Origin of the sequence: Halorussus halobius, from assembly GCF_004765805.1 — an archaeon.
GTDB classification, from domain to species: Archaea; Halobacteriota; Halobacteria; order Halobacteriales; family Haladaptataceae; genus Halorussus; species Halorussus halobius.
Genome location: NZ_SBIU01000005.1, coordinates 162,066 through 175,718 on the forward strand (window position 1 = coordinate 162,066; position 13,653 = coordinate 175,718).

The following is a 13,653-nucleotide window of genomic DNA, read 5'->3' on the forward strand; positions in this document are numbered from 1 at the left end:
ATCCCACGATGGCCCCGACCGCCCCCGTCGTGGCGGACGGTCCGGCGAGCGCGTCGACCGGCTCAGTCCCAGCGCTCGGCGACGCGCTCGTTCAGCTCCTCGGGCGTCGCGGCAGGGTCGGAGCGCTCGCCCTCGACGAGCAGGGCGGCGGTCCCCGGTTCGAGGTCGGCGTCCGGCACGACGACCTTCTCGTGGTCGGCCACCCGGAGCGCGGCCCGGTGGAGGTCCGACCCGGCCTCGTCGGCCACCTCGACCACGAGCGGGTCCCGGCAGAGTCGCGCGGCGGCGGTGGCGTAGGCCGCGACCTGCACGCCGAACCGGTCGGCAGCGTCGGCGAACGCCGCGACCGCGCGCTCGGCGGCCTCGCGGTAGCGGTCCTCGCCGGTCAACAGCGCGAGGTCGACCAGCGCGTCGGCCATCTCGGCGTTGTGGTCGAGCGGTCGAAGCGGCCGGTCGAGCAGGCCCGGCCCCTCGCGGGGACCGTCCACGAACGGCGATGGCTCGGCCCCGTCGGGGTCGCCCGTCCGCAGTTCGTCGAGCGCGACGTCGGCCACCCCGCGCGCGGCGTCGAGGGAGGCGTCGTCGCCCAGCACCTGATACGCGGTCGTCAGCGCCGAGAGGAGGTGTGCGTGGTCGGCCAGCAGGTCGGTCTCCGCGGCGTCCCCGGCGAAGTGGCAGACGTGGCCGTCTTCGACCAGTTCGGACAGCAGGTACTCGAGCGCGCGCTCGGCGTAGGTGCGGGCGCGCTCGCCGTCGGTGTACGCGTGGAAGGTCAGGAGCGCGTCGACCGCCATCGCGTTGCCGTCGGCGAACGCCGTGGGGTCGACGGCGGGCGGGTCGGCGGCCTCGCGGTCGCTGGGGTCGAGCGAGTAGTAGTCGCTGACGTCCGGGTCGTCGTCGCTCGCGCCGGGGGCCTGACTCCCCGCGAAGGCGTTCGGCGCGTCCGAACTGTCGCTCGCGCTACGCCACAGCGTCGTGGTCAGGTACTCGACGGTCCGCTCGGCGGGCTCCCGATACGTCTCGTCGCCGGTGTGGAGGTAGGCGTTGGCGAACGCCCGGACCAGCCCGGCGTTGGTCGAGAGCAGCTTCTCGTGGTGGACGCCGCTCCAGTCGCGTCCGTCGGCGAACCGGAAGAACCCGCCCTCGTAGGTGTCGAACAGGTGCTGGCTGACCGCCGACAGCGTGGCCAGCGCCTGCTCGCGCTTGAGCGCGAACTCCACGGTCCGGGGCAGCGGGAACTTCTCGCTGTCGCCCCACCCGCCGTAGCTGTCGTCGAACTTGTCGTCGAGTTGGCCCGCGACGAGCCGCTCGATTTCGGGCGAGAGCTCGCCGGCCGGCGGGTCCTCGCGGAGGCTTCGCGGGATTCGGGCGGCGTCCTCGCCCTTGTGGCTCCAGAGGTCCCGCACCCGCTGGACGACCTGCCGCATCCCGTCGACGCCGAGGTAGGTCGCGCCGGTCAGGAGGTCGCCGTCGGGCGTGCAGAACACGGTCGAGGGGAACCCGCCGACGTTGTACCGCTCGCGGACGCGGGGCTGGCGGTCGACGTCGACCCGGACGGGGACGAACGAGTCGTTGACGTTCGCGGCCACCATCGGGTTGCTGTACGCCTCGCGGTCCATCTCGTGACACCACGCACACCACGTCGCCGACAGCGAGAGCAGGACGGGTTTGTCCTCGGCTCGGGCCTCCTCGAAAGCGGCCTCGCCCCACTCGCGCCACTCGACTTTGGTCTCCTCGGCGCTCTCGTCCATGATACGTCCGGATTGGAGGTACGACGGGATGGGTCTTGCTATGTCGGGGGACGCGGCCGGCATCGGAGTGGGATTATCTGTTACCCGAGTTCTCGGCGCGCGCGAGTAACGCGCGCGAGGGAGGGGCGCGTTCATGCGCCCCGAGGCTGGGGAGGCGTGAGGCTTACGCCGTGCGGTCCCTCATCGGTCGAGGCAGAAGCTAGCCTCCGGTGCATCGAGCGCTTCTCACGCTACGAGTGCCAGTACGTCGTCGAGGCAGAAGCTCGCTTCGCGATGCAGTTTCCCAGCTGGAAGACGGCGAAGCTAGCTCCTGCTTGAGCCGAGGAGAACTGCACAGCACCGCGCGGCACTGCTCCGGACCGCTACCGCGACAGCAACCACAACGGCGACCGCATCTATCCTTGAGCCAGTGAGAGCCGCCACCGCGACCGCACTCACCACCGCAAACGTCACCGCCGAAACCGTGACCGCATCACCGATAGCGGGACGCTTACGGTCCCGGAACGCGACGTGGGAGTGTGAAGCAGGAAACGATCCTGTTCGGACTGGCGGCGGTGTTCGCCGGACTCGCCACCGTCGAGTTCGTCCTCGCGTTCGTCTACAGCCCGGCGCTGCTCGCGGTAGCGGTGCCGTTCGGGGCGGCGGCCTACTTCCTCTGGTATCAGGCCAGCGGGCGGCTCCGCGAGCGCGCCGAGCGGGGCGACGCGAGCGCGTATCGCGGGCTCGGGCTCGGCGGGCTCGCTTCCGGCCCCCGCGACGACGGTCCGCGCGAGCGCGACGACGCCGACGCTCGCTCCCGGTTCGCGGGCGGTCCCGACCGGGGGTTCGGTGCCCGCGCACGGTCGGGGGTCGACGGGCGCGAGCGGCGGCGGACCGCCGGCGGACCCACCGCGGGGGCGGGCGCGACCGAGAGCCGAGGTAGGGCTGGGCGTTCGGGACGCGCGCCCGGCGTCCGGCGGGAGGACGGTCCGAGCCCGACCGAGGCCTACCGACGGCTCGGCCTCGACCCGGACGCCGACGCCGACGCCGTGCGGCGGGCCTACCGCGAGCGGGTCAAGTCGGTCCACCCCGACCGCGAGGGCGGCGACGAGGACGAGTTCAAGCGCGTGAACGAGGCCTACGAGGTCCTCCGCGAGCGCGGGTGAACCGCGCCGGGGCTCGTCGTCCGACCGCGCTCGGGCGCATCCGTCACCAGACGGATTTATTACGGATGGCTCACAAACCCCGATTACTTTCACCCCGCCATGTCAGCGAACCTCCGGCAGTGGTGTGTCGTCGCCCTCGCCGCGGTCGTGCTCGCGGCGGCAGTCGCGCCGTGGGTCGCCACGAGCCCGGCCGCAGCCCAGTCGGGTGCCTCGTTCCAGGAGGGCGTGTTCTACGAGGAGCGCGGCGACGTCGCAAACATCACCGTCGACGCCGACTCGGCCGCGACCGTGAACATCAAGTCCCGAAACGGCGCGTTCGTCCTCCGGGTCGGCGTGGGCTCGGGCACCACGAAGCTGCGGCTCAACACCTACAAGGCCGGGGAGGCGAGCAACTACTCGCTCGGCGAGATGGTGTGGGCGGCCGACGGCTCGGTCAGGAGCCGTACGCTGCTCTCGGACTCCATCGACGCGCCGCTCGACGTCGCTCAGTACGACCTGAACGTGACGGTCGGCGGCGTCGAGCAGGACCTCGCCAACCTCGCGATTCGGGAGCGGGCGACCACCGGCATCACGGCCCGCATCGCGCCACGGTCGGCCAACGTGCCCGAGTGGTCCAGCGGTGACGACGTTCGGTCTGGGTCCCAGGCTCCGTGGAACGACTCGCTCGCCCGCGACGACTGGCTGCTGTTGCAAGTCGACGCCACCGGTCTCGACGGGCTGCTCGGCGTCCGCGGGTCGCCCGACAAGTCGCTGCTGGGCGAGGGCGGTGACCTGGCGGTCGAGTTCGTCCAGACGAACCCGCCGATGAACGGACCGGGCAACGAGTTCGGTGGTGACGCGGTCGAACGCCTGTTCCTCGACCCCGGGAGCGGGGGGTTCCACCTCGCGGTCGACACCGGCGAGCACGACATCGAGCCGGGCGACCGCTACCGCGTCTCGTTCGTGGTGCCCGAGGAGGGCCAACTCGCGGACTCGACCCAGAACGTCTCGACCGAGTTCCGGGTGGTCGAGCGCCGGGTCGAACTGGACGACGAGAGCCCGAGGGACGCCATCGTGGTGGACGGCGAGACCACCATCTCGGGAACGACGACGCTGACCCCCGGAACGACCATCAACCTCACGGTCCGCGGGCGAGACCTCACCCCGCCGCTGTTCGAGCAGGTCGAACTCCAAGTGAGCGACGACCGCACGTTCGGGGCGACGTTCGACTTCTCGGACCTCGAACCGGGCAGCGAGTTCGAGTTCCGCCTCCGCGACCAGGACCGAATCGTCCCGGGGGTCGTCGCGGGCGCGACCACGACTCAACCCCCGACGACGGCCGACCCCACGACCGCGACGCCCGCCCCAACGACGACCCAGCCACCGACGACGGCCCAGCCGACGGCGACGCCCGACCCCACTACCTCTGCCGGCGGGGGCAACGACCCCACGACGACCCGGTCGTCGACCACGACCGCCGAGGGCATCACCCAGGTCGCGATGGATTCGAGCGACGGGGTGCTCACCGAGCGACCCGTTCGGGAGGACGACGACGGTGGCGGCGGCCTGGTTCCGGTTCCCGGATTCGGACCCGCCACGAACCTCCTCGCACTGGCGGCCGCGCTCGCGCTGGCGGCTCGCCGACTGTAGCGTCGAGACGCGCGAATCGACCGAGGGCCCGACGTTTTATATACGATGACTGAGGATATGGTTCCAAACAGGTCCCCGTGAGAGCATGTTCGAGAGCATCGACCGGTCGGCGTTCGGGCAGTTCGTGGCGGAGCTCTGGCAGCGGCAGGGCTGGCAGACCCAGATCAAGGACGACGACGGCCGGATATTCGTGGCGCTCCAGCGGCCCGAGACCGGCGAGGAGGGGCTGGTCTGGGCGATCGCCGACGGCGAAGTCGGCGGCCAGCAGGTCCAGCAGTTCCGGTCGCTGTGCGACGAGTACGACGTCGGGGAGGGCGCGATAGTCACGGCGGGGACGTTCTCCGAGCACGCCGAGAAGGTGGCCCAGGGCACCGGAGTCGAGTTGCTCGACGGCGAGGGCATCGAGCGGGTCCTCCAGCGCAAGGAGCTGACCGGCCTCGCCGAGCAGTACGGCGGGGACGGCGGCGGTGGCGGGTCCGACGGCTCGCCGCTCGACGCGGCGACCGACCTCGCGTCGCGCGCCGCCGAGGCCACCTCGGACGTGCCCCTCGTCGCGGTCGTCGTGGTGGTCGCGCTGGTCGGCGCGGGCGTGCTGTTCGGCCCGTCGGTGCCGTTCCTCGGCGGGGGTGACGCCATCTCGGCGGAGTCGACCGCGCCGGAGGGTGCGAACGCCAGCCTCCACGTGACGTGGAACGCGAAGGTGACCGACAGCATCGACATGAACGAGTCCGACGACCTCGTCTACCCGGCCCCCGAGGGCCAGCAGCTGGTACTGGTGCGGATGGCGATAAACAACACCGGCAACGGCTCCGTGCCCCTGAAGCAGACCGCGTTCAAGCTGCGCGCCAACGGGACGACCCACGCCAACCAGACGCTGGCGCGACACGCGGGGTTCCTGAACCTCCCCATCGGACCGGGCGAGACGGTTCCGGTCTGGACCGTGTTCGCGATTCCGGAGGGCGAGTCCGCAACGCTGGTCTACGACCAGAACGTGACCCGGGCCACCGTCGAAGTCGAGTTCGTTCGCAACTCCGACCTGTCGGTCAACGAGTCCCAGCTGTAGCATTGTGGGGGCTCGCTGTTGCCGTTCGTGGTTCGTCCACGCGGACGACGGTCGACTACGCCACGCGGATGACGTTCGATTCTAAGTCGCGCGGGAAGTGAGTCAGCCAGTCCACGCCGTCCTCGGTGACGGCGACGGTGTCGGAGTGGCGATAGCCGTACTCGTCGGTGTAGATGCCCGGCTCGATGGTGTAGACGTGGCCCGGCTCCATCTCGGCGTCGGCGTCCTCCCGGCCCTCGCGCTCGGCGCAGTGGTCGGTCCACCCGTGGTCGATGTACGGCGGCTCGTGGCCGCCCAGTCCGATGTTGTGGCCGACGTGGTGCTGAGCCAGGTCGGCCACGCCCTGCTCCTCGAAGTAGTCGGTCACTCGCTCGTCGACGGACGCCAGCGGGACGCCCGGCCCGAGCGCCTCGATGGCGATGGTCTGGGCCTCCAGCATGAGTTCGAAGTAGTGGGCCTGCTCGTCGGAGGGCTCGCCGAGGAACATCGTGCGCTCCAGTTCCGAGTGGTAGCCGTCGACGTTGGCGCTCGCGCCCGTGACCAGCACGTCGCCCTCCTGCAGGCGTCGGTTGGCGGTGTGGCCGTGGGGCAGGGCGGTCTGCTCGCCCGTGATGAACCCCGCGTGGGCGGGCCCGTCCGCCCGTGTTCGCGGGACGTACTCGTCGCCCAGCGCGTCGAGCATCGCGCGCGAGGCCTCCATCGAGGCGCGCTGGCTCACGGTCGCGGGGTGTTCGCCGACCTCGGTGAAGTCGGCGAGGTAGCGGTGGGCGAGGTTGCCCCACCGGGCGGACTCGCGTATCAGTTCGACCTCGGCGTCGGACTTGGCCCAGCGCATCCGGTCGACCCAGCTCTGGCTCTCGACGTCGACGAACTCCGAGAGCGTCGGCCCCTCGTAGCCCATCACGCCGGGCGCGCCGTCGGCGTCGGCGACGACCGACTCGACGCCGAGGTCCGACAGCATTCCGGCCGCCGTGCGAATCGGCTCCCCGCCGGGGTAGTCGAAGTAGTGGCGGACCGCGTCGATTCGCGGGTTGGGTTCCACGCGCTCGACTTCGAGTCGGGGCACGGTCACCGCGACCCGGTCGTCGGTCACCGCCAGCACCACCGGGCGCTCGGTCTGGACGTGGTCGAAGCCGGTCAGGTACTCGATGCTGGTCGCGCCGAACCAGACTCCGGCGTCGGCGTCGGTGCCGGCGAGGCGGTCGCGGACGGCCGCGAGTCGGTCCCGGAACTCGGCGTCGGGTACGCGCGTGGGCATGACTCCACGCACGCAATCCGGGCGGTTAAACGTTGACGTGTGGGCAAGGGGAACGCTGACGGCGTGCAAGGACGCAGCGCGGTCGCCGCGCGCGGCGACCGCGCGGGCGGTCGAGGTTCCGCACGCGACGGGACGGCCGAGGTCCCGCACGCGACGAGTCGCGCGCCGGACGAACGTTTACCTATCGCGACCCCCAACCGTCGGGCGTGCCAGTCACGGTTCACCCGACTCGGGGCGTTCGAGCACGCGGACTCGTCCGCGCGCTCGAACGCTCGACGGCACCCGCCCGCGCTATGCGTATGCGTACGCCGAGCGACGCGTAGCGTCGGGAGGACCCGCCCGGACCGTGACACGCGGACGGTTTCTCGCGGCGGGGAAACCCGACCGGCCGACCGAATCGCCCGCCAGTCGCGACCGCGTCGTCCGTCGGGGCTACCACGGCGGACGACGCGGTCGCGCGCCGAGAATCGATTCGACGACCACGTCACGACGACGCGCATGCACGAACACGGAAATCGGCGGGTTTTACACCCGCGAAGGAGGATTGGGTAGTATGAGCCACGACGACTTCCCCACGGAGCGTCCGGCGGTGGTGACGTGCGGCCTGCCGTACGCGACCGGCGACCTGCACATCGGCCACATGCGGACCTACGTCAGCGGCGACGCCTACGTCCGCGCCCTGGAGACGCTCGGCCAGGAGACCGCGCTCGTCTCCGGGACCGACATGCACGGGACGCCGGTCGCGGTCAACGCCGAGAAGGAGGGCGTCGACCCGGAGGAGTACGCGCTCGAACTCCACGAGAAGTACGCCGAGACGTTCCCGGAGTTCGACGTCGAGTTCGACAACTACAGCCACACCCACGACGACGCCAACGTCGAACTCACCCGGGAGTTCGTCCGGTCGTGGATAGACAACGATCACGTCTTCGAGAAGGAGATTCAGGTCGCGTGGGACCCCGAGACCGACCAGCCGCTCCCCGACCGCTACGTCGAGGGAACCTGCCCGTACTGCGGCGAGAAGGCCAGGGGCGACGAGTGCGACGAGGGCTGCCAGCGCCACCTCGAACCCGGCGAGATCGAGGACCCCACCTCGACCCTGACCGGCAACCCCGCGGAGTATCGTACCCGCGAGCACGAGTTCCTGCGGCTGTCGGACTTCCAGGAGTACCTGCAGGGGTTCATCGACCGACTGGAGGGAACCGACAACGCCCGCAACCAGCCCCGCGAGTGGATTGAGGGCGAGCTACAGGACCTCTGTATCACCCGCGACATGGACTGGGGAATAGATTACCCGGGTGAGGGCGAGGAGGACCTCGTACTCTACGTCTGGGTCGACGCCCCAATCGAGTACGTGGCCTCGACCAAGCAGTACAGCGAGCGCGTCGGCGACGACGTCTTCGACTGGGAGGCCGCGTGGAAGGCGGGCGCGCCCGACGCCGGAGCGCCCGACGAGGCCGACCCCGAGACGTGGGCCGACGCCGACACCGGCGAGATAATCCACGTCATCGGCCGGGACATCATCCAGCACCACACCGTGTTCTGGCCCGCGATGCTCCGTGGCGCGGGCTACAACGAGCCGCGCGCGGTGCTGGCGAGCGGCTTCGTCAACCTCGACGGGAAGGCGTTCTCGACCAGCCGCAACCGGGCGGTGTGGGCCGACGACTACCTCGACGAGGGGTTCGCCCCCGACCTCGTGCGCTACTATCTCACCACCACCGGCGGGTTCCAGCACGACGTGGACTTCTCGTGGGAGAAGTTCCAGGAGCGCGTGAACGGCGAACTCGTCGGCACGCTCGGCAACTTCGCCTACCGGAGCCTGCTCTTTGCGGCGCGCAACTACGGCGGTGCTCCGGACGCCGAGACCTCCGAGGAGGTCAGTGAGCGCATCGCGGACGCCGTCGCCGACTTCGAGGCCGCGATAAACGACTACTCGCTCAAGACGGCGGGCGAGGCCGCCGTCGCGCTCGCGGGCTTCGGCAACGAGTACATCCAGCGCAACGAGCCGTGGAACCTGACGGACGACGAGCCCGACCGCGCCGAGCAGGTCATCTACGACTGCGTCCAGATAGCCAAGGCGGTCGCGGTGCTGTCGGCACCCATCCTGCCCGGGAAGGCCCAGCAGCTCTGGGAGCAACTGGGCGAGGACGGGGCGGTCGACGACGCGACGCTGGACGCCTGCCTCGAATCGCCGCCGGGCGAGTTCGGCGAACCGAACGAACTGTTCGAGAAGATCGAGGACGAGCGGGTCGACGAACTCAACCGGAAGCTGGAGGAGCGAATCGACGCCGCGACGGCCGACGACGGGGCGGCCGACGACGCGGACGCCGAAGGCGACGACCCCGAGGCGGTCGACCTCGAACCCGTCGCCGACGAGCGCGTCGGCTTCGAGGAGTTCAAGGACCTCGACGTCCGCGTCGGCCGCATCGAGGCCGCGGAAGGCATCGAGGGCGCGGACGACCTCGCGCGGCTCGAGGTCGACATCGGCGTCGAGACCCGCCAGATAGTCGCGGGCATCAAGCAACTCCACGACCTCGACGACCTGCCCGGGACGAAGGTCGTCGTCGTGGCGAACCTGGAGAAGGCCGAGCTGTTCGGCGTCGAGAGCGACGGCATGGTGCTGGCGGCCGGCGAGGACGCCGACCTGCTGACGACTCACGAGGACAGCGAGCCGGGGACGAAGGTTCGGTAGGCCGGCACCGCCCCCGACGTCCGACGATTCTTGCGACCACCGCCACGCCCATGCCGCCGGGCGACGACGCCCCGCCATGGACTCCGACGACGGTCGAGGCGCCAAGCGCGAGGCGATGGCGTCGTTCGACGCGGCCGCCGACGCGTATCTCGACAGCGACGTGCATCGGGCGGGCGAGGACCTCGACGCCCTGGCCGCGTGGTCGGCCGACGCCTCGCGGGCGCTCGACGTCGCCTGCGGCGCGGGCCACACCGCGAACGCGCTCGCGGAGGCCGGCGTCCAGGCGGTCGTTGCGGCCGACGCGACGCCGAAGATGGTCCGGACTGCGGCGGCGAACTTCCCGGTGGCCGGCGTCGTCGCCGACGCCGAGCGACTGCCGTTCGGTCCGGGCACGTTCGACGCAGTCACCTGTCGCGTCGCGGCTCACCACTTCCCCGACCCCGAGGCGTTCGTCCGGGAGGCCAGCCGGGTGCTCGCGCCCGGCGGCGTGTTCGCGTTCGAGGACGTCGCCGCGCCCGAGGACCCCGGACTGGCCGATTTCGTGAATCGGGTCGAGACGCTTCGGGACGGCTCGCACGTCGAGGCCCACCCGCTCTCGCGGTGGGAGACGTGGATGCGAGACGCGGGGCTGGCGGTCGAGCGAGCGACGGCCGGGCGGCTCGACCTCGACTTCGCCGACTGGGTCGACCGGACCGACCCGCCGGCCGCCGACCGGGAGCGACTCGCCGAACTGGTCCGGACGCCCGAGGCGGAGGCCGCCTACGGCGTCACCGTCGAGCGCGGCGAGGTGGCCGAGTTCGCCAACCTGACGGCGCTGGTCCGGGCGAGAAAGCCGGCGTAGCGCGCGGGTCGCTCGCCGGACTCACACGTCCTCGACGACCTGCGCCAGCCGGTCGGTCGGGACGATCTCCATGGTCTGGGCGTCGAGGCCGTGGCGCTCCAGCGCGATGCCCGCCTGATACGCGGCGTCGCGGTCCGGCGCGTCCATGACGACGAGGAAATCGTACTCGCCCAGCACCGCGTAGGTGTCGGTCAACTCGGCGTCGAACTCCTCGAGGTCGGCGCGGATGTCGCCCCAGATGGACGTGAGCTCCTGGGGGTTCTGGAAGTCCTTGCGTACCGTAACCAGCGAGGCGTACGTGGGCATAGCTACGTCTTTCGAGGCGGACGCAATAAGCGGTTGGGCTCGTGGAGCAACTCGCCTTCGAGTGAACGTGACCGGCTCACCGGGGGTTTTTGCCAGGGACGGGCGTACGCCGACCCATGAGAAACGCCAAGATCGTGTGCACGCTGGGGCCCGCTTCCGACTCCCGGCGGACCGTCCGCCGGCTGGCCGAGGCCGGCATGTCGGTCGCGCGGCTCAACGCGAGCCACGGCAGCCGCGAGGACCGGGCCGAACTCGTCGACCGCGTCCGGGACGTCGACGAAACGACCGAGGACCCGCTCGCGGTCATGCTCGACCTGCAGGGACCCGAGATTCGGACCGCCGAACTCGACGACCCCGTTCACCTCGAAACCGGCTCGACCGTGCGGTTCGTGGTCGGCGACGACGCCACGCCCGAACAGGTCGGGCTGAGCTACGCCATCACCGACGTCGAGCCCGGCGACGCGGTGTTGCTCGACGACGGTCGCATCGAGGCCACCGTGGAGGCCGTCGAGTCGGACGGGGAGCGCGACTCCGACGCCGTCGTCGCCCGCGTCGACAGCGGCGGCGACCTCGGCAGTCGGAAGGGCGTCAACGTCCCCGGCGTGGAGCTCGACCTCGACGTGGTGACCGACTCCGACCGCCGGGAGCTCGAACTCGCCGCCGAGAAGGGCGTCGACTTCGTGGCCGCGAGCTTCGTCCGGAGCGCCGCCGACGTGTTCGAGGTCAGCGAGGTGCTGGAGGACCTCGGTGCCGACATCCCCGTCGTCGCCAAAATCGAGCGCCGGGGCGCGGTCGAGAACCTGGGCGGGATAATCGACGCGGCCTACGGCGTGATGGTCGCCCGGGGCGACCTCGGCGTGGAGTGCCCGCTCGAGGACGTGCCGATGATACAGAAGCGCATCATCCGGAAGTGCCAGCAGGCCGGCACGCCGGTCATCACCGCGACCGAGATGCTCGACTCGATGGTCACCGCGCGCAGGCCCACGCGAGCGGAGGCCTCGGACGTGGCGAACGCGGTACTGGACGGCACCGACGCCGTGATGCTGTCGGGCGAGACCGCCATCGGCGACCACCCCGTGCGCGTCGTGGAGACGATGGACCGCATCGTCCGGGACGTCGAGGCCAGCGAGGAGTACGACGAGATTCGCGAGCAGCGCGTCCCGCCCGCCGACGACGCCCGGACCGACGCCCTCGCCCGGTCGGCGCGCTACCTCGCCCGCGACATCGGCGCGTCGGCCGTCGTGGCCGCCAGCGAGTCCGGCTACACCGCGCTCAAGGTGGCGAAGTTCCGACCGCAGGTCCCCGTGGTCGCGACAACGCCCAACGACGAGGTGCGCCGCCAACTCGCGCTCTCGTGGGGCGTCGACGCCCAGTACACCCCGATGTCCTCGGGCGTCGAGAACGTCATCGAGAACGCGGTGCAGGCCGCCCTCGACGCCGGCGCGGCCGAGAGCGGCGACACCGTGGTCGTCCTGTCGGGCATGATGTCGGAACTGGAGGGGACCAGCACGACCAACACGCTGAAGGTCCACGTCGCGGCCGAGACCATCGCGACGGGTCGGAGCGTCGTCAGCGGCCGGGTCGCCGCGCCGGTCGCCCGGACCGCCGACGGCGACCTCTCGGACGTGCCGGCGGGGTCGGTCCTCGCGGTCGAACCCGAGTTCGAGGGCGAGTTCGCGGGCGACCCCGCCACACTGGTCGGCATCGTCGACGCCCGCCCGGGGATGACGGGCTACCCGGCGATGGTCGCGCGGGAACTCGACGTGCCGATGATAAGCGGCGCGCCCCTCGACCCCGAGGTCCGGGACGGCGACACCGTGACCCTCGACGCCGAGCGCGGCGTGGTGTACGACGGCGACGTGACACGTCCCGACCGGACGTGACCGCCGCGGAACGGACCACCGCGGAAGCGACCCGCGTGGGTCGGACGCGCCGCTCCCGGCGACGCCGGACCTCGCTGTCGGGGCCACCCTTTTGGCGCTCGACCGCGTACCGCCGGCCATGTCCGAGTGGAAGTACGACGTCGACGAGGTGGGCGAGGACGCCGACCCGAACGCTCCCGACTCGGCCGACCCGGACCGACCGGAGCTCGAACCCCTCGAACCAGGCTCGCCGACGGCCGAGAACACGCTGTTCGTCGCGCTCGGCGTCGCCACGATGCTGTTCCTCTTCGCCCGCGTGCTGGCGGTCGTCGGCGGGTAGGCGGTTGCTCGGTCGGTGCCGACGCCCGTCCGACCGGTGCCCCGAGACAGGCGGAGAATTTATGTGAAATCGAGCGGTAGTATGCCACAATGTGTCCGACGCCGGACGACGGCCGGAACCTCGACGAACCGCCGCTCCCGACCGAGGAAGCGGCGAGCGGCGACGACAGGTCGGCCCTGTCCCCCGACGACCTCGACATCGAGGACGAGGACAACGTCGTCCAACTCGACGAGGGACGGTTCGTCATCGGTACCGACCAGCACCCGGAGGTCCCCGACGACCGCCGGGAGGCCGGTGGGTCGGATGAGGCGGACCCTGGCGGGGCCGACGCCGGACCGGCCCCGAACGGCCGCGACGCGATTCCGACCGGCGAGGGCGTCGATTCCGGGGCGGTCAAGCAGTGGCTCGAGGCCGACCTCGAAGGGGCCAGCGCCAAGTACGGGTTCCACGTCGCGGCCAAGTCCGAGGGCGCGGTCAGCCACCAGCAGCTGTTCTCCGACGACGTTGGGACGGTGTTCGACGGGCTCCTGCGGTGGTACGCCCAGCAGTTGACGACCGAGACGGCCGTCGAGGACGTGCTGGGCATCCTGCTCACCGAGTCGAACGTGCGGGTTCGGTACTCGCCGTCGTGTCTACAGGCCATCCTCGAATCCTACCAGCTCGGGCCCGAGGACACGATCGCCGACCTCGTCGAAGCGGTGCAAGACGACCGGGGCATGGTGTTCCCGCCGGAGAACGTCTGAGCGCGTCGTCGGGAGTCCTCGGTGCC

General features: G+C 70.9%; 11 protein-coding genes. 8 read left to right on the forward strand and 3 right to left on the reverse strand.

The window, feature by feature from the left end:
* Positions 1-62 precede the first annotated feature (62 nt).
* A complete protein-coding gene (locus EPL03_RS15110; protein ID WP_135830170.1) occupies positions 63-1,751 on the reverse strand; it encodes a DUF255 domain-containing protein in 1,689 nt (562 codons plus the stop codon).
* 518 nt (positions 1,752-2,269) lie between these two features.
* On the opposite strand from EPL03_RS15110, the gene EPL03_RS15115 reads away from it, so the two are divergent.
* The 3 genes from EPL03_RS15115 (at position 2,270) to EPL03_RS15125 (ending at position 5,588) form a co-directional block, all read left to right on the forward strand.
* Positions 2,270-2,896: a J domain-containing protein gene (locus EPL03_RS15115; RefSeq protein WP_135830171.1), complete on the forward strand. Its 627-nt coding sequence runs from the start codon at positions 2,270-2,272 to the stop codon at positions 2,894-2,896.
* Positions 2,897-2,995: 99 nt separating this feature from the next.
* Positions 2,996-4,525 carry a BGTF surface domain-containing protein gene (locus EPL03_RS15120; protein WP_135830172.1) on the forward strand — a complete coding sequence of 510 codons (1,530 nt, stop codon included), beginning with the start codon at positions 2,996-2,998 and terminating at the stop codon, positions 4,523-4,525.
* Between the two features lie 85 nt (positions 4,526-4,610).
* The gene (locus EPL03_RS15125; RefSeq protein WP_135830173.1) at positions 4,611-5,588 is read left to right on the forward strand and encodes a restriction endonuclease; all 978 of its coding nucleotides are present in this window, start codon (positions 4,611-4,613) and stop codon (positions 5,586-5,588) included.
* A 55-nt stretch (positions 5,589-5,643) separates the two neighbouring features.
* On the opposite strand, the gene EPL03_RS15130 is transcribed toward EPL03_RS15125, so the two are convergent.
* On the reverse strand, positions 5,644-6,846 hold the full coding sequence (locus tag EPL03_RS15130; RefSeq protein WP_135830174.1) for a M24 family metallopeptidase: 1,203 nt from the start codon (positions 6,844-6,846) through the stop codon (positions 5,644-5,646).
* Positions 6,847-7,399: 553 nt separating this feature from the next.
* On the opposite strand from EPL03_RS15130, the gene metG reads away from it, so the two are divergent.
* Together metG and EPL03_RS15140 are read left to right on the forward strand one after the other, a co-directional pair.
* On the forward strand, positions 7,400-9,535 hold the full coding sequence (gene metG / locus EPL03_RS15135) for a methionine--tRNA ligase (RefSeq protein WP_135830175.1): 2,136 nt from the start codon (positions 7,400-7,402) through the stop codon (positions 9,533-9,535).
* A gap of 76 nt (positions 9,536-9,611) precedes the next feature.
* Positions 9,612-10,376, forward strand: a complete 765-nt coding sequence (locus EPL03_RS15140; RefSeq protein WP_210425013.1) for a class I SAM-dependent methyltransferase — start codon at positions 9,612-9,614, stop codon at positions 10,374-10,376.
* Between the two features lie 21 nt (positions 10,377-10,397).
* On the opposite strand, the gene EPL03_RS15145 is transcribed toward EPL03_RS15140, so the two are convergent.
* Entirely contained in the window at positions 10,398-10,682 is a 285-nt protein-coding gene (locus tag EPL03_RS15145; protein WP_135830176.1) for a GYD domain-containing protein, read from the reverse strand.
* A gap of 116 nt (positions 10,683-10,798) precedes the next feature.
* On the opposite strand from EPL03_RS15145, the gene pyk reads away from it, so the two are divergent.
* The 3 genes from pyk (at position 10,799) to EPL03_RS15160 (ending at position 13,627) form a co-directional block, all read left to right on the forward strand.
* A complete protein-coding gene (pyk, locus tag EPL03_RS15150; protein WP_135830177.1) occupies positions 10,799-12,565 on the forward strand; it encodes a pyruvate kinase in 1,767 nt (588 codons plus the stop codon).
* 118 nt (positions 12,566-12,683) lie between these two features.
* Complete coding sequence (locus EPL03_RS15155) at positions 12,684-12,884, forward strand: DUF7312 domain-containing protein (RefSeq protein ID WP_135830178.1); 201 nt, start codon at positions 12,684-12,686, stop codon at positions 12,882-12,884.
* Between the two features lie 89 nt (positions 12,885-12,973).
* Complete coding sequence (locus EPL03_RS15160) at positions 12,974-13,627, forward strand: DUF7500 family protein (protein WP_244605282.1); 654 nt, start codon at positions 12,974-12,976, stop codon at positions 13,625-13,627.
* Positions 13,628-13,653: the final 26 nt, after the last annotated feature.